We start from the raw sequence: 17326 nt of genomic DNA, 5'->3' as shown, positions 1-17326 counted from the left end.
GGTGCATCCGGAACCCGGCGCGCCACAAGGGCGCCCTGCGCACGGCCACCATAAAACACAGGCCGTAAAAAGCACCTTGCGGAAGTGTTGCCTTGCGCCGGATTACAGATCGGGCGACTAAACCCGACCGCTGATTTTGCAGCGATGGCCCGAGACTATTTCCCGAGTTTGGCAGGCGCAAGCGAACGGGATTTTTCTCGGAAGTTTCACGAGAATGAAAGCGAAGTGTCGTACGAAAAGACCGAATTTAAAGGCTTATGTTGTGTGCCCTGCCAGCGATTGGATCTGTGCACTGCAGATGTTTCGAGCACGCTGGCGTGGTCACGAGAGAAAAAGCCATGAGTGAAACTCCTGTTGGTTTGAGTGCGCAGCCCGAGGGCTACAGTGACTGGTTGAGCGATCTTAAAGGCCGCATTCATGGCGCCCAGCAGCGCGCCACGTTGGCGGTGAACCGCGAGCTGGTACTGCTGTACTGGCAAATCGGTCACGACATTTTGACCCGCCAGACACAGCAAGGTTGGGGCACGAAAGTGATTGAGCGTCTGGCGCTGGATCTGCGCGCAGCCTTCCCGCACATGAAAGGTTTCTCGCCACGCAACCTCAAATATATGCGTGCCTTTGCCCAGGCATGGCCTGATACGGCAATTGTGCAGCAGGCTGTTGCACAATTGCCTTGGGGGCACAATCTGGTGCTGCTGGACAAACTCCCCGGCCCAGAAACCCGCCGCTGGTATGCGGCCAAGGCCATCGAACACAACTGGTCGCGAAATACGCTGGTCATGCAGATCGAGGGTCGTTTACTGGAGCGCAGTGGCAAGGCCGTGAGCAATTTTGAAAACTTCTTGCCCAAACCCCAGTCCGATTTGGCCCGTGAATCGTTGAAAGATCCTTACCGTTTCGACTTTCTTGGCCTTGGCGCTGATGCGCATGAACGAGAGATAGAAACTGCTTTGGTCAGGCATGTCACCGACTTTTTGCTGGAGCTGGGCGCAGGTTTTGCCTTCGTCGGCAAACAAGTGCTTTTGAATGTGGGAGGTGACGAGTTTTTCATCGATCTGCTGTTCTACCACCTCAAGCTGCGCTGCTATGTAGTGGTTGAACTCAAGGCCGGTAAATTCAAACCGGAGCACCTTGGGCAGTTGGGTTTTTATCTGGCCGCCGTCGATGGGCAGGTCAAGGATCCCCAGGACAGCCCCACCATCGGCCTGTTGCTGTGCTCCAGCAAGAACAAGGTGGTGGCCGAGTACGCCTTGCGCGATAACACCCGGCCCATCGGCGTGGCCGAGTACCAGTTGGTAGAGTCACTGCCAGCAGAGTTGCAGACCAGTTTGCCCAGCATCGAACAGATCGAACGCGAACTGGCGGGTGATGGCGTCGCTATCGAGGAGTGTCGAGTGAACGAGGATTATTTCAGGCATTAAAAAGCCGGCTTGTGGTTAGCTTTTTATTGATGTAGGTATTTGAAAATCAATAACTTATCGTTTTTATGAAATCTTCAGCTCCCCCATTTGTTCCCCCACTTTTTGCGATTTTTTCCTGGTTTTTTTCCGGCAAAAGACCGGCTTTTTTGGAGGGTTTTTGCTCTTTGTTATTTCCCCGTTTTTGCATTGAGCTGGCGGCGGAAAAACTATCGAGGAGGCCCTGCCCTCGATACATCGTTTTAGCTTCGCCACATCCCTACTTTTTCAGCTGCCGTAGTCTGGCGCCTACCTTGTCTGCATAGCACTCAATCACAGGTGGATATAGCCCTCCCGTTTCCAAAGGATCATGGCTCAACCGCCATTAGTCCGCTAGCTGTTCAGTCGATATGGCAATGTGGCATTATCGCGGGGTCTCATCCCCTCATGCGTCGATCGTGCGCATGCGTTTCCCCCCAAAACAGCATTAGCTCCCGAGCGGAATGATCGCCATCCGATCTGATCCGTTCTGCGTGGTGATGGAACCGAGTATCGAGAGCAGAATTAATATGGACGCAAAGCAAGGAGTTCTCTTCAGGGTCTTGAGCTGGCTGAAGTCCTCGCCCAAACCGCTGGCCCACCTCAAACACCCGGATTTGTATGAGTTGAGCGATGAAGGTCTGGCGAAGGACCTCCGCATACGTGAAGAGGCTGCGCGTTTAGGTGCCTTGAAACTCCCTGCCGCTGATGAAAAGAATTTGTCGGCAATCGAATCTCAGGTCTATCACCGTATCGAGAAAGCTCGCCTGGACTTTGTGGATTGGGCGAGCAATCGCATATTGGTATTGAACGAAAATATGTCACGTCTTGATGTCGCGCCCACAGTGAGTCGGGCGCGGCAAGCAGACCAAGAGTTTCAACGCAAATGCAGCACGGTTCTGGATGACGAAGCATCTGCGCTGAGAGTGAAGTGGGACAGCGTCCAAAGCGCCAAAACCGAGATGGATGACTTTAAGCAAAAGCATGCATTGGCGCGTGAACCTCGTTTTCCGCGAGGAGCAAGTTACTTTTTTTGCATCTCATTCTTGATATTCATGATTGCCGCTGAAGGTGTCGCGAACGCGTACTTTTTTGCAGAAGGGTCGAGCCTTGGTCTAGTAGGTGGATTCATCTCAGCCGGTGGCGCGGCGGCCCTGAATGTGTGCTTTTCGGCTATGGTTGGGCGTTTCATTTTACCTTTTGCCTGGTACCGCAATGCCCTCATCAGGGTTGTCATGATCCCGGTGCTACTGATCTCCCTCACCGTTATGGGTTGCATAGGCTTGATGATTTCCCACTATCGGGAAGCGCTTGTCCTCGACGCTGATACGCCTGGCCAACTTGCGCTACAAACGTTCATCCGATCTACCTTTGATTTGCAAGACATGACCTCATGGGCGCTCTATGGCGTTAGCTTGTTATTCGCGATTTTTGCTCTGTTCGACGGTTTGAAATTGAACGATCCGTACCCGTTCTACGGTGCTCATCAAAAGCGGTTGGATAAAGCAATCAAGGTTTATGAATGTTTGGCTTTGGACTTGCGTGACGAATTGGAAGGTCTAAAGGATGAAGCTCTTAATGAGCTCAAAAGAGACGTAGAACACGTCAGAAGTATTATCACTAGGCAGCTGAGTCAAGTTGAGAAAAAGACTGAGGGTCAAGCGCGCTTGACCACTGCGTTGGCGAATGCGGAACATTGCATGGGCTTTTTGCTAGCTCTTTTTAGGCAGGAAAACGCGGCTGAACGCCAGGGGCATCCGGTTCCTTCAACCTTCTCCTATCTGCCAACTTTGACCTCCTTGACACTTCCCGATTTCGCTATTGCTTCTGACCGGAATTACATCGAGGCTCAGGAGCGTTTGGTTGCCGAGCTTGAAGAGCGCTTACAAAGCATCCGTGCTGCTATCCAGGCAGCTTATAACCGGGAATATGACCGTCTTAACCCGCTCATGCAGCAACTTGGTGGTACGGCAAAAGCTCCAATCGTGGAGGTCGCATAATGGCTCGCAGACGCAGAAGAAATGACGGCGGGCATTGGGCTGTCTTAGGCGGTGTAGGATTACTGTTGGTGGTACTGGCTGTTGGCGGCGCGGCCGCGTATTTCAAAATCAATGCGCACGTCATGGACGCAGAGACGCTTTGCCCAGCCGAAGGGCCGTTAGGCCATGTAGTGGTGTTGGTAGACAAGACGGATCCATTGAATTTCACCCAAAACGAAGCCTTCCAGGTATTGCTAGAAAAAATCATCACACAAGAAGTAGCCCCCGGCGAACTGGTTTCGGTCTTTGCACTGGGTGAGGACTACAAGACCACCGCGAAGCCCCTGATTGAAATCTGCAACCCTGGTGACGGCAGCGATAAAAATGCATTGACCTCGAACGTAAAAAGGTTGAAACGCCAATTCTCTGAACGCTTCCGCAGTCCTCTTTTGGCTGTTTCCAATGAGCTTCAGGCTCAGCATCCGGCCGATCATTCGCCGCTGCTGGAAATGATCCAACTAGTGTCCATCAATGGCTTTAGAGCACATGGCATCGAGCAGAATCGTCGCTTAATAATTGTCTCTGACATGTTGCATAACACGCCTGAGTTTTCGATGTACAAAGGCACCTATGACTACGCAGCATTCTCAGGTACCCCATACGGCCGAAAAATGCAGGTCGAACTTCCGGGCGTCTCGGTTGAGTTGCATTACGTTTTGAACAGTCCTCTGCTCCAGACTCGGCGCCACTTGAAATTCTGGGAAGATTATTTCTCCCGCGCCGGCGCCAAAGTGGTTGCCGTTCGTCCCATGGAAGGCTAAGTACAATGAAACTCAAATTGCAGAAGCTGTTCCTCGTTGCTGTAGTCTTGAAAATTGGTTTTTCGCTGCTCGGCCTTTACTTAAGTGATCCTTGGATCTGTGGTTTCGCGCTACCAATCGCCGTCATGCTCGTATACGTGCTCTTGGGATTTCGACGCTCACAGGACGATGTCTCGGATGAGAAATTTGCCGACTCTTGCTATTACCTCGGCTTTATTTTCACTATCACTTCTATCCTGATCAGCTTGTTCGATATTTCTCGGATGGGTACTGATATGTCTCTGATCGCTACCCGTTTCGGCGCAGCAATGGTCAGTACTGTCGTGGGGTTGAGTGTCCGGGTGTACTTGGTTGGCTTTCGTCAAAATATGGACGATGCAATGACCTCGGCCGAAGACAGTGTGGTTGATGCCACTAACCGCTTGCGGGAACAATTGACGATTGCCTACGAGCATCTGCAGAACTTTGAGGCTCGCGTGCACGAGGGCACCCAGAAAACCCTTGAGAACGTGGCAGAGGGCGTAGATACCCTGACCTCGTCGTATGCCCAGAAAATGACGAGCTTTTTCGAAGAGCTTTCCGCGCAGAACAAGGCGGCTTGTGAGGCCGCGTTGGAAAAGGTCGCTAAGTCGAGTGACAGGCTCGCTCAGTCAGTGGACGGCTATTCACTTGCTCTGGGTACCAACCTCAAGAGCCTTGAGCAAAAGGTGGAGTTGTTCAGCGAGGGCGTCAACAGCAGGTTGTTAACTACCACATTCCCGGATGATTTTTTCTCGTCTAGGTTAAGCGAGCCACTCTCAATGCTTCATGCCAACACCTCTGAGATCGCACAGAGCGTTGGTCTCGTGTCTTCCAGTGTTGCGGAATCGGTGACGGGGATTCGGACATCCCTATCGCAGCTTCGAGCTCGCTCTGATGAAATCGGTGATGCACTATCACGTGTGACAACTCTCGCTCAGACACAGGAGCAGATTTTCTTGGGCGCCCAAACCCAAATCGATTCGATCACGGTTATCTCCAATACACTGCGCTCGGCGCAGCAGGACTTCGGGCGGGTTTCCAATGCGGTCGAGCGACAGACTCAGGCGCTAGAGCAACAACTGACCAACAACCGGGCGCAGTCGGAGGGGCTATCCGCCACAACCGCACAGACCATCACGGTGTTGAATGCGGTCGAGCAGAATCTCGGGAAAGTATCCGAAGCTTTGGGGAGTCGTACGCAGCAAGTTGAAGACAATATGGGTGCTGTTCTAGAGCACATGGTCTGCCTTCGCGAGAGTGCGGAACAAGTAGGGCCCGTCAGTCAGTCCATTCTCGAAGCAGCGCGTCAGTCGGCTGGTCAGCAGGAAGCTATTCGAGAGATTTTGGAGGCACTACAACACAGGCCGCAATTCAGTGAGGGCTTTACGCCTGAAACACTAATAGGGCTTACACAAGCGATCTCGGCGGTCCACGAAACCTTGATCAAGTCCGGCACAGATCTCGCTGGGCTTACCGACAGTATCCAAGCTTTTGAGCGCACCACGGGGCAAACCCTAGCTGTTCTGGGTGAGGCGGTCGGTAAAGGAAATGAATTGAACGCGGATCCTTCTAGCTTGCTTCACTTGGCTTTAGATAAAAGCGCGCAGGGCACAGCCGATCTCCCCACGGTAGTTAACCAAGTATGACTTGCAAGGACCTCCGCTGATGGGAAAAAATTCGGACTCCATATTCCAGCTCTCCTTGACCGAGATAGCATTTACTCTGATTTTTATGCTGCTGATGATACTGGGGTGGATGTACTTTGATGCTCAGAAGCAGCGGCTTGCCGCCGAGTCGAAGCTCGAGCAGCTAGGGTCGCTTGAAGCAATGACCCAGGCTCTTGACCAGCTGAAAGCTGAGCATTTGGGCAAAATGAGTGCTGCCGACGCGGACGAGGTAATCAGTCGCTTAGTGGAGAGCGCTCCAGCATTAAAAGAAAAGGCGCGCTTGCAGGCACAGATTAAAGATATGGACGCGCAACTGTCATCCTTGGATGAAGTGAAGCGTACATTGGAAAAAGCAAAGGCAGCACTTTCGGAGAGTTTTTCTGTTGACAGTTTGGTCTCCGCACTTTCACTTAAGGATCGTTTGGAGCAAAAAATCACCGAGCATCAAGCCGAAAAGCTGCCTGGAGATGCCCAAGAACAGTCGAAACAGGCAGCAATGTTGGTCCAGACACAAGTTACTACAGACGAAATAATCAAGCAGACAAGCGCAGCACTTGAACTCAAGTATCAACTTGAGCAGCATTTAGGTAAGGAGTTCGCCGACAAATTGGTGCCTGGCCAGGAACAATCACTAGCACAAGGGTTGGCTGAGGCTGTGCGGACAAATCAGACCAAGGAAAACTCGGACCTGCGGGGACAACTAGCCTATCTCAAGGCTAAATTGGAGGCGCGTGGAGGCAGGGACTATCCACCATGTTGGGCTAACGAACAAACAGGAAAGGTCGAATACCTTTTCAATATTATGCTTACGAGTGGCGGTATTGAAGTGGCGGCTGGATGGCTGGAAAGCCGCAATAGCGACGCGATGGCGCTACCCGGTATTTCCCAGCTGGTTGGGAAGAAGATTGCCCTGACGAGCTTTGGTAGCACAGTGCAGCAAATTTTCGATTTGTCTGTTGCCAAAAATTGCAGGCACTACGTGGTGGTACGCAACCAGATTAGTGATCTTGCCTACTTCAACAAAAACCGATTTGCCGTAGGGAATTACTTCTACATGTATGAGCCGCGATAGTGTCGCGATCATAGAAAGGGCGTCAGCTGTTACCGATATCCTTTTTATATCCCCGCCACCTCAATCCCATGTTCAGCCAGCCATTCCTTGCGCTGTGCGTAATCGGGCATGGCGCGCTCGAGCCGTAGCCAGAACTCTGGGGTGTGGTGCGGCTCGTGCAGATGGACCATTTCATGGACCACGACATATTCGGCGATGCGCTTGGGCAGCAGGATGCTTTTCCAGTGGAAGTACAAGATGTCACCTTTGCCGCATGAGCCCCAGCGATAGCCAAGATCCTGCACCCGCACCCCTCCGGGGGAAACGTCCATACGTCCTTGGTACTCCTTTGCCCGCAAGGCGAGCCAGTTACGGGCATGCAGGCTGTACCAGCGAATAAAGTTTTCCCTCGCCTGTGGCAGCTGGCTGCGTAGCAGCAGAAAGCGTCCCCCCGTCAGTTTCAAGGGCACGTCCTGCTCGTCGACCAGTTTGAGCCTGTAACTGCGTCCGAGGTAAAGGAATCCTTCGCCATCCACAAATTCCTTGGTAGGCATGGCACGCAGCAGGCGCTCCTTCTCGGCCAGGCGAGAGTAAATCCAAAAGCTCTTTTCCTGCACGAATCGACTCAGTGATTCTTCGTCCGCCTCAGGCGGTGCCAAGAGCACCAGCGTGCCGTCACGTTCGACGGTGATCTGCAGCGTCTTACGCCGCGCACTGCGCCGCAGCGTCAGACACAGATCGTTGATCGTCAGGCTGGCCGTCATGTTCACACCTGCATCAGCTTGTCGTGGCTGGCCCGAGCCTGATCTAGCAGGCGGTCGGCCAGTATTCCGGCGGTGTCGATATCAACAAGAGGCGGCCGCAAAAGCATCAGGTGGTCGAATAGTCGGCCGGTGAGGTCTTCCTGGGCTACCCGCTTACGAGGGCTCCAGATGTCCCGGTGGCTCTGCAGTTCATCAACCAGCAGATTGACCAGCCCCACGGTCACATCTTTCAGCCGTATCAGTTCAGCTGGCTGAGGGTCCGCCTCGGCACAGACGACCTCCAATACGGTGCGCAGGAACGGCGCGTAATGCGCGGGAAGATTCGCTGCATTCGTGTCCTCGTCGATCTGCCCAGAGCGCAGTTCGGAAATTATTTTCTGCAACTGGGCGACCAATACGTCCCACTGTTCACCGAGCGATTTGAGGATGTCGTTCAGTCGCTCGGATAGTTTACGGAACAGCACCGGGTCTTCATCGGCATGCTTGCGGATGTGCGAGCGAATGGCGTGCTCCATTTCCGAGGCTTTAGCGCGGTCGTTGACGCTGCGTGACATCTGTTTCTCGAAGTCTGCATCGGTCAGCTGAATGGGCGGAATTTTTGGATCGACGCCCAGGGATATAACGTGGTCGTCGATCAGTTTGCGCACCTTCGCACCGATATCCTTGCCCAGCACCGGCAGGTCCTTGTAACGGTTGCGGGCGCGGGCATGAATATAGGCTAAACGCTTGGCGTCCTTGACAAAGGGCAGGCCCTCTGGACGCGGCAAAACGGTATCAAGCGAAGCGAGGAATGCCTTGAGTTTGACGGCGAACTCCGCTCGTACCTTCTCCTGATTGAGGGCGGCCAGACAGGCCTCGGTATCGTCCAGCGACTCGATACCCTGGCGCCGCAGCACATCCACCACTCGCAGGTGGCGATCACGCAGGATCGGCACCTCGTCTTTGATGCTAACCAGCGCGCCCTCGATATCCTCGTCAGCATAGGCTGCCAAGGCCTCTTTCAGGTGATTGGCCACGCCGTAGTAGTCCACGACGATGCCGCAGCGCTTGCCGTGGCCGGTACGGTTTACTCGGGCAATAGCCTGTAGAAGCTCGGCCTCCTTGATTGGTCGATCCAGGTACATGACGCCTTCGATGGGGGCGTCAAAGCCGGTCAGCAGCATCGATTTGACGATCAGAAAGGCCAGCGGATCGGCTTTGCCCGGTTGCTCATCGCGCAGCGGCTTCTTGAAGCGTTTGATCAGTTGTTCGTGCTTTCCGCCATCGGTCCAGATTTTCCACGATGGATCGTCGTTGTTGCTCCCGGAAATGATTGCAGCGAATTCCAAGCTGCGCAGCGTCTCGCGGTAGCGCCAGGCCTGGATACGCGCCTGTACTTTGGGTGGACGGACACACAGGGCTTCGTCGTCGAGCATCTTATCGGCTGCTGGCAGCGCCTCTGCCTCGCGCAGCAGTTCGTCGCGAGCGCTCTGTAAGGCGCTGAAATAACGGATGGCGGCCAGCCGACTGTAAGCCACTACCTGAGCTTTATAGCCGTTAGGCAGGATATTGATGACGTAGTGACGCAGGATGTCGCGTGCTTTATCGTCGATCAACGCTGGGGCATCGAAGATATGGCCTTTGGTGGCGTACTTTTTCTTGATCAGCTCCAGCTCTTCGTTGCTGTGTTCGCGGAAGAGATCCTCGAATAGCTCATCCAGGCTGGCACCGTCCTTGACCGCGCCCTGAGCTGTACGGCCCTCGTAAAGCACCGGGACCGTAGCGCCATCGGCTTCGGCTTCCTTGATTGTGTATTTATCGATGAATGCACCGAAAATTTCATGGGTGCGCTTCTTGTCGCCCATGATAATCGGTGTGCCAGTGAAGCCGATGCGCGTGCAATTGGGCATGCCCGCCATCAGGCTGGCCTGCAGGTCGCCAGCCTGGGTACGGTGAGCCTCATCCACAAGCACCAAAATGCTTTCGTCGCTGTTCAATACTTCGAAGAGTTTGCTGACTTGGTAGGAGGCGCGATCCTCGGCAGCCTTGAGCCCGGCGTCAGGCATTCCGGGTAGATCGTTCTCGCCCAGTGCCGCATCGTCTTCCAGTTCAGAGTTGCGGTACTTCTGGATGGTAGCGAAGACCAGGCCAGGCCCCTTACGACGAGCTAGAACCTTTACGCCCTCAGTACTGGAGGCCACTTCTGGCCGCTCGCCGGTCAGCGTGGCGGTTGCCGACAACTGGCTCTGCAAGTCCTTACGGTCAGTCACCACGATGACTTTGAAGCGCCGTAGTTGGATGTCCGTGCGCATTTTGCGTACCAGGAACACCATGGTCAGGCTCTTGCCCGAACCCTGGGTATGCCAGACGATGCCGCCGCGCTGGTCGTATTCACCGTGCTCGTGGCGGGTCTGGCCGGTCTTCAGACGGGTGATGGCTCGGTTTACAGCGCGGTACTGCTGGTAGCGACAGATGGTCTTGATGGTTTGCCCACCGACTTGCATAAACAACATGAAGTGCCGCATCACATCCAGCAGGTGTGCAGGGGACAACAGGCCGACAATCAGCCGCTCCTGTTCAGACAAGGCGGATTTTCCCAGCTCGCTCGCCACTTCCTGCTCGCTGCCTTGGCCGTCAGGGCCGACGACGGTCTTCCACTGCGAGAAATGAGCGAAGCCGGCACCGATGCAACCGACCCGCGCTTCGTCGAAGCTGCTGGTAATCAGTAACTGCACACTGGCAAACAATGCCTCGTTGCCTTCGTTGTCCTCAACTTCGAAGGCCGCCTTGCGTTGATTGCTGTAACGACGCAGTTGGTCCACGGCCTCTGTTAGCGGCTCGGGTATGGATGGGCTCTTGCACTCCACCACCACAAACGGAATGCCGTTCACCAGCAACACCAGATCGGGGACGATGAATTTTTTGCCACTGTTGTAGCCTGGCGGGCAGTCCACCCGATACTGGTTGATCACGGTGAAGCAGTTGTTGGTCGGCGCCTCCCAGTCGATGTACTGGATCGTCTGGTTACGACCGCCATCCCAACCAGGAAGGCCATCCACCGTGATGCCTTTGAGCAGTAGCTCGGTGGCTTTCTGATTGGCCTCCATCAGCTTGGCTATGCCCAGACGAGTGATCGCTGAAACAGCCTCGCTGATGCGCTCGTCATCCAGCCAAGGTTTGCCGTCGCGCAGGTTGATGATCCGCAGCCGTTCGCGCAATTGGGCTTCCTGAATGACTTCGGCAAAGGTGTTGCGACCCGTCACGGCCGGGATGTCGAGACTGCCCTCGATGTGTGTCCAGCCCAGTCCTTGCAGCTGTGCAACAAAGGGTTGCTCAACGTCGTCCAGTTCCCAGCCCATCTCACCACTCCATTTTCAATGGATGAAATCTTTTCGATCTCATCCGATTCCATCAGGTTTACTTGGCGCCCATACGGGCAGATGTCAGCTTATTGCTGCTTAATTATCGGTCAGTTCCTGCTCGATTTGTTCGATGCTAGGCAGGGTGGTTTGCAGCTCTGCTGGGAGCGACTCCATCAATTGATACTCCGCTACACCCATGGGTTTGGCACTGTCACGCAGGGCGTATTCCGCCACTACCTTATTCTTGCTCTTGCACAGCAGCAGGCCAATGGTAGGGGCATCGTGTTCGCTTTTCATCTGTGCATCCACGGCCGTCAGGTAGAAGCCCAACTGACCCAGATGCTCGGGCTTGAATTTGTCGGCCTTCAGCTCGATCACCACATAGCAGCGCAGCTTGAGGTGATAGAACAGCAGATCAATGAAGAAGTCGTCACCGCCCACTTCCAGTGGTACCTGCCGTCCAACGAAGGCAAACCCCGCGCCCAGTTCCAGCAGAAAGCGGGTGACATGCTGCACCAGAGCGTGTTCGATTTCGCGCTCGTTTGCCTCCCGATTCACGCCGAGGAAGTCAAAAATATAGGGATCTTTCAGCGCCTGTTGGGCCAGATCCGAGCCCGGAGCCGGCAGTCTTGCCGAAAAATTGGTCTGCGCCTGACCTTCACGCTCCAGCAAGCGGGTTTCGATGTGCATACCCAGTACGCTGCGCGACCAGCCATATTCGACGGCCCGTTGGGCATAGGCCTGCCGTTGCTGCGGGTCTTTCAGCTTGGCGAGCAGCACCAAATTATGGCCCCAGGGCAATTGTCCAACAGCCTGTTGGACAATTTCAGCGTCCGGCCAAGCCTCGGCGAAGGCGCGCATATACATCAGGTTAGCGCGGGAAAAGCCCTTCATATCGGGGAAGGCCGTACGCAGGTCGTGCGCCAGTCGCTCGATGACCTTGGCGCCCCAGCCCTCGCGGCTTTGTCGATCGAGTATGTCGCTGCCGATTTTCCAGTAAAGCAGCACCAACTCGCGATTGACTGTCTGCACCGCACGCTGTTGGGCGTGGTGGATACGGGTTTTCAGTTCGCTCAGCCAGTCGGAGTAGCTACCAGGTGGGTCGATCAGAGAGACGGGGCGTGAGTCGGTCATGTGGCGGTTTCTTCTAGTAGCTGCGTTACGCGTACGCGGCCGGTGAGGAGGTCGCTCATTAGACCTGACTTTGTTTGCTTCAATTTGGCGACGTAATGTGATTCATTGTTGATTCTTGAGTCCATTTCAGTGAGCTGCTGGACAATTCTCTCTTGCTCAGCCAATGACTCTGGGACGGTGATCAGAAGTCGCCTAAAAGTTGACTGCTGAATACCTTCAACTGTCGAGCCACTACCCAAGGCAAAGAGACGGTTACGGAATATTTGTCCCAGCATCAAATACTTAAGGAATGTATTAATAATTCGTGGGCCTGCCTGCAGGATGATCATCCTCTGTGCAAATGCCAGTCTCTCTGCAGTCTCTATTTGCGCAACGTTGCCCAGAGGAGCCTCTGTGGTGAAAAGAACATCGCCTTGCCGTGGGATCCCTCTAGTCATCCATCGATCAAAACTCTCGTACGCAATAAACTCGCAAGGCTCTGGATCAATGTAGCCTAAGCGTACATTTTTTGCGGTGATGAGCGGGACTCCAGAATCAGTCTTTTCGGGAGTTTTTCCACGATAGTCGATTATGCAATCTAGATAGTTTTCGACTGTACCAACTTTCCATTCCTTTGGAATCCATCCCAGCGGTGAGTCTTTGTAGAGCAGCGGCGCTTCGCTCTGGGTAGGGCGCAGTTCACCGTTGGCGTCGATGCCGCGGGTCAGCAAGTCTTGCAATAGTCCCTGTTTGACGACTTTGAGCTTGTCGACTATCGCCTCGGTTTCACGGATGGCGGTGCCGAGGGTGTCTAGAACCCTCGCAATGAGGTTTTGCTCTTGGATGGGAGGAAGCAGCAAAGGAGTGCTCAAGAGAACATCATTTGCGAAGTTGACCTGCGACTCTGCCATTCCGGTTGTACGATCGTGTATGTATTTTTGTGGTTCTTGTGTGGCCAGAAGTCCTGCAAGAAAACTCGCATTGACTGTTTCCGATGTTGGTCTGAGGCCGATCATTTTTCCAGAAACGACTAGCTGGCTACGAGTGGACGGAATATGGCAAACAACGCCAACGCGATTCCGTGGCCCTGCTTTTGTCACTAGAACATCACCCGCGTGAACTTCAATTTTGGCTTGCCCCCAAAATGCCCTTGGTAACACTTTATGGGCCTTTTCGTCCCACCCTGCCCATGTGATCGCAGTCGTTTTAAGAACCCCCCATTCTTCAGGCGCAAATATTTGCCGCTCTTCACAATCGGGACTCGGCCCACAGAAATGACGCTCTACAACGTCTTTGACAGTGCAGGTTGTCCAGTTGAAAGTATTAGACATATCCCAAGCCCTTCAAAAAGTCCTGAAGCTCCTGCGCCGCCGCATCACGCTTGTGCTCAATCTCGATCAGGGTCACCTGATACTTATCCCACCACTTTTCAAAGGCGCTGACTATCTGCTTGCGCTGGGCAGAAATATAACTTTCTACGATGGCCTGCATATCGTTGTGCAATATAGTCAGCAGCAACTCGCTAGCAGCCTCCGGCGTCAGTCCATCAACAGCTTGGTTCAGATGGTTGGTGAAGCTGTCCTTCTGGGTTTTTAACCGCTTTTTCACCTTGGTCAATTCGGTCTTCCAGGCTTTGAGCTGGTTCTCATCGACGGTGTTTTCCTCATCACCTTCGGTAGTTTCGCTTTCAGTCTCTTCGCCGTCCTCGCTTTTGGCTGAAACGACAGCCTTTAGTTGGCTTTCCAGCTCAGCTTTCTTCGCGTCCAGTTCGGTTAATTCGGTTACGAAGTCGCTGAGCAGAAACTTGACCAGCTTGTGCTCCAGCGGGCTGTCCTTGCTGGCTTTGTCCTCCAGGGCGGTGACAATACTGGTACGCCAAGCATCGGCTACTCCCGTAGCGCCACGGGCCATCAGGGTAAGAAAGTCGTATTTGCTCTGGTACCAGAAGCCAGCGACGATGCCGCGTACTTGAAAGGGGTCAAGCAGGCCGATGCTTTCCAGTGACTGACTGAAACTCTGCAGTAACTCGCTACGCAGGCTGACCAAGCTATTGCTGTTGTCCATTTGCCCAGCCAGGGCAGTGATACGGGGTCTGTGCTCTTTCCACCAGCTTTCGAAGGTGTCGCGAATTTTGGTTTCTTTACCCCGCAGGCCGACATTGCCTTCGATGGCTGGCTTGAGTGCTTGGCGGTTTTTCAAGTTTGGGCGGAAGTCGAAATAGCGTTCGTCCCGGACGACGAACAAGTCCTGGGGGGCGAGGCCGTGGGCCTGGAATAGGTTGGCTTTGGCTGCCACTTCGGACTTTGGTATGCCGCCAACCAAGTGTGCACGCACGTCGTGGGGTTCTGGTGCAGGAGCGTTGTCCACATAGCGGCGGATATTCAGGTTGTAGCCATTATCGCGCAGGGTGGCGATGTCGACGATATCGGACAGGCCGTCGATCTGACGGAACTCATCGAAGGCGGTGGCAATCTTCTCGATATGCTCTGGCAGCAAGAAACTCTGTGCACGCCCCTCGAAATACTCCCGGTCGGCATTGATAAACAGCACTTTGCCTTGGCGTTCGGCTGGCTTGCCGCTGACGCGATTGGCCCCGTCCTGCCTCTGTTGGCGCAGAATCAGGATACAGGCAGGGATGCCGGTGCCGTAGAACAGGTTGGCTGGCAGGCCGATCACCGCTTCGAGCAGATCATCCTCGATGATACCTGCGCGTATACCTTTCTCCTCTCCGCCACGGAACAGCACTCCGTGGGGCAAAACTGTGGCGACCATACCTTCGTCGCGGCAGACGCCGAGCATGTGCTGAAGGAACATCAAATCGGCCTTCTTGGCACCCAACGGCACTTGTCCGTACTTGAAACGTTCCGGGTGCAGCGGATTCCAGGCTGGCTGGTCGTTGGCATCTTTCTCGGTATGGCCCCAGTTGATGGAGAACGGTGGGTTGGTGAGGATGCGGTCAAAGCGCAGCAGTTCGCCGCCTTCCAAATGTCGCGGATCGCTCAAGGTGTCTTCGTTCTCCAGCCAGGCCGTACTAATACCGTGCAGCAACATGTTCATCTTGGCGATGGACCAGACCGTACCGTTGAACTCCTGACCAAATAGGTTGGCCTTGCGACCATCCTCGCCATGCTCGTCGATATATTCCTTGGCGGCGATCAACATGCCGCCCGAGCCGCAGCAAGGGTCGTAGATGTCGTGTGCCAGCGTAGGCTTGAGCAGACGCACCATCAAGCGTACCACCGAACGCGGGGTGTAGAACTCGCCGCCCTTTTTGCCGGCAGAGTCCGCGAACTCGCCGATCAGGTATTCGTAGGCGGCGCCAAGCAGGTCGGGAAACTCGAAGTCAGAGTTGCGCAGGCGTACCTGGCCGAAGTGGCTGATTAACTGACGCAGCTTGAGGTCGGGAATCTTGCTCTGGCCGACCTTGCGGGTGAAGTCGATATGCTCCAGTACCCCATCAAGAGAGGTGTTGTTTTCCTCAATACCACCTAGCGCCTTATTGAGCAGATTGCCGACATTGATGTGCGCCTCGTTGAGCAGGTGCTTGAAGCGCGAGGCGCTGGGCACCCAAAAACCGCCATCGCGCTTGTACCAGCGGGGATTTTCGGCGGAGACAAAGGCTTCAGATTGGCTCTTTCCAGCCTTAAGTTCCTGTGCCACGACCTCGTCGTAACGCTCCTCGAACACATCAGAGCAGCGTTTGAGGAACAACATGCCGAAGATGTACTCCTTAAACTCCGAGGCATCCATCTTGCCGCGCAGAATATCGGCGGCCTTGAACAGGTGACGTTCCAGTTGCTGAAGCGTTAGGGGCATTACGGTTTTCCTTTTCGTCGCCTGCGAACGACGTATTTCCAGAGGATATAAATGATGGATGGGATTCTAACTCAGGATGCCTCAGCAAGCTGTCTGGCAGTACTGGAGGCGGTGTGTGCGGAAATGGCGGGCGGCTATCCACGATCAGCGGTCGGGCCTCACTGGCCGTCGTATAGTGTCGATGTTCGTTCAGGGAGGGCGGACTAGGCTTCGCTGCATTTCTCCAAGTGATGGTCAAAGAACCACATGAGGTGTTTTCGTCGCCACGTCCAAGGGTTATCGCGCTGCCAGTGGTTGTAGATCACCATATGGATAATCTTGGCTTGGCGGATATAGCGTAGGCGACTGGCATGTGAGCCATTGAGTTCGCCGCTAAGGAACAGCTCTGCTCATGCTCGACCGCCAATGTAAGCCGATACCACGTCGATACGGCCGTGCCCGAGCTCATAGCTGATTAGCACTCGGGCCTCCCGATCTAGATGTCGGTCGAGTTGATAGCAATGGCCACCGTTAATAGGCGCAGGATGATGGGTGATTTGCTCATAGCGCTCGCACGCATAGGCGGCTCGTAACTCGTGGAAGCCTTTGAGCTTGTGCTGATGGAGGATGGCTCGTGCGGGACGAACGATTCCCCGTTGGAAATCGAGGTAGCGTTCATCCGGTGCAAGCAGGTTGCGGCTGCCATCGGGTGAGACCTGTTCGGCAAACCTCAGCGCGTTTCGAATGTGTTCATCCACCTTGAGCCAGCGAGGTGCCGACGCACCGGAGCGGCCACCTTTCGTGCCGTCCTGGATGTTGATCTTGCCGTAGTGTTCGGCCTCACGTTTTAGACGTGGTAGGTCGGCCAAAATGGCCTCGCGTAAGCGCATGCCAGTGGCTCGAGCTAACTGCGCGATGGCCGCGGCGCGCGGCATTGGGTGTTCGCACAGCACCTCGACGATCCGCTTCACGTGTTCGCGGTCTTGGCCTTGCGGCACCGAGCGACGAACACTGGTGCGGCGCATTCCCAACGCCTTGCTCGGACTCGGCACTTTCACATATTGATCACCGCGAAGCGCCGCCATCGTTCGGTTCACGCTGGACAACCGATTTTGCGCGGTGGCGATGCAGATAGCCCCTTGTTCAACTTGCTGGCGCAGATGTCCGGCATAGTCCAACAAGCTCTGCCGATCTATCTGCCGCGAATCGTTATACCCAAATGCTCGACTTGCTTCGCGGTCAGCTTGCCCATTTTTCTACCCTCAGTTCCCCCACCGGTTCCCCCACTTCGCCGTGGAAGAGGGTGGATCAAAACGGAAGTCACAAGAACGAAAATAG

Annotated in this window: 10 protein-coding genes and 1 pseudogene; 5 read left to right on the top strand and 6 right to left on the bottom strand. The window is 54.6% G+C overall.

Going from position 1 to position 17326, the window contains the following annotated elements:
* Nucleotides 1-338: 338 nt before the first annotated feature.
* The 5 genes from ACP7BE_RS12260 (at nucleotide 339) to ACP7BE_RS12240 (ending at nucleotide 6996) form a co-directional block, all read left to right on the top strand.
* Entirely contained in the window at nucleotides 339-1421 is a 1083-nt protein-coding gene (locus ACP7BE_RS12260) for a PDDEXK nuclease domain-containing protein (protein WP_095019060.1), read from the top strand.
* 545 nt (nucleotides 1422-1966) lie between these two features.
* Complete coding sequence (locus ACP7BE_RS12255) at nucleotides 1967-3436, top strand: hypothetical protein (protein ID WP_426105994.1); 1470 nt, start codon at nucleotides 1967-1969, stop codon at nucleotides 3434-3436.
* On the top strand, nucleotides 3436-4236 hold the full coding sequence (locus ACP7BE_RS12250; protein WP_426105992.1) for a hypothetical protein: 801 nt from the start codon (nucleotides 3436-3438) through the stop codon (nucleotides 4234-4236). Before ACP7BE_RS12255 ends, ACP7BE_RS12250 begins: the two co-directional genes overlap by 1 nt.
* Before the next feature lie 5 nt (nucleotides 4237-4241).
* Nucleotides 4242-5903 (top strand): hypothetical protein, encoded by a 1662-nt coding sequence (locus ACP7BE_RS12245; protein ID WP_426105990.1) that lies wholly within the window; start codon nucleotides 4242-4244, stop codon nucleotides 5901-5903.
* A gap of 19 nt (nucleotides 5904-5922) precedes the next feature.
* Nucleotides 5923-6996, top strand: coding sequence for a hypothetical protein (locus ACP7BE_RS12240; RefSeq protein WP_426105988.1), 1074 nt, complete (start codon nucleotides 5923-5925; stop codon nucleotides 6994-6996).
* Between the two features lie 44 nt (nucleotides 6997-7040).
* Here the strand turns inward: ACP7BE_RS12240 and ACP7BE_RS12235 are convergent, their stop codons facing one another.
* The 6 genes and pseudogenes from ACP7BE_RS12235 to ACP7BE_RS12210 all read right to left on the bottom strand — a co-directional run.
* A complete protein-coding gene (locus ACP7BE_RS12235; RefSeq protein ID WP_426105986.1) occupies nucleotides 7041-7739 on the bottom strand; it encodes a M48 family metallopeptidase in 699 nt (232 codons plus the stop codon).
* Between the two features lie 2 nt (nucleotides 7740-7741).
* The gene (locus ACP7BE_RS12230; RefSeq protein ID WP_426105984.1) at nucleotides 7742-11077 is read right to left on the bottom strand and encodes a type I restriction endonuclease subunit R; all 3336 of its coding nucleotides are present in this window, start codon (nucleotides 11075-11077) and stop codon (nucleotides 7742-7744) included.
* Nucleotides 11078-11176: 99 nt separating this feature from the next.
* On the bottom strand, nucleotides 11177-12214 hold the full coding sequence (locus ACP7BE_RS12225; protein WP_426105982.1) for a PDDEXK nuclease domain-containing protein: 1038 nt from the start codon (nucleotides 12212-12214) through the stop codon (nucleotides 11177-11179).
* The gene (locus ACP7BE_RS12220) at nucleotides 12211-13524 is read right to left on the bottom strand and encodes a restriction endonuclease subunit S (RefSeq protein WP_426105980.1); all 1314 of its coding nucleotides are present in this window, start codon (nucleotides 13522-13524) and stop codon (nucleotides 12211-12213) included. Before ACP7BE_RS12220 ends, ACP7BE_RS12225 begins: the two co-directional genes overlap by 4 nt.
* The gene (locus ACP7BE_RS12215; protein WP_426105978.1) at nucleotides 13517-16009 is read right to left on the bottom strand and encodes a type I restriction-modification system subunit M; all 2493 of its coding nucleotides are present in this window, start codon (nucleotides 16007-16009) and stop codon (nucleotides 13517-13519) included. Before ACP7BE_RS12215 ends, ACP7BE_RS12220 begins: the two co-directional genes overlap by 8 nt.
* A 389-nt stretch (nucleotides 16010-16398) precedes the next feature.
* A pseudogene (locus ACP7BE_RS12210) lies at nucleotides 16399-17205 on the bottom strand (integrase domain-containing protein); the annotation flags it as partial.
* Nucleotides 17206-17326: the final 121 nt, after the last annotated feature.

Origin of the sequence: Pseudomonas sp. TWR1-1-3 (assembly GCF_049896805.1) — a bacterium.
Taxonomy (GTDB): Bacteria; Pseudomonadota; Gammaproteobacteria; order Pseudomonadales; family Pseudomonadaceae; genus Aquipseudomonas; species Aquipseudomonas bubulae.
Note: the sequence above shows the minus strand (reverse complement) of the source record. Positions and strands in the feature narration are given on the sequence as shown.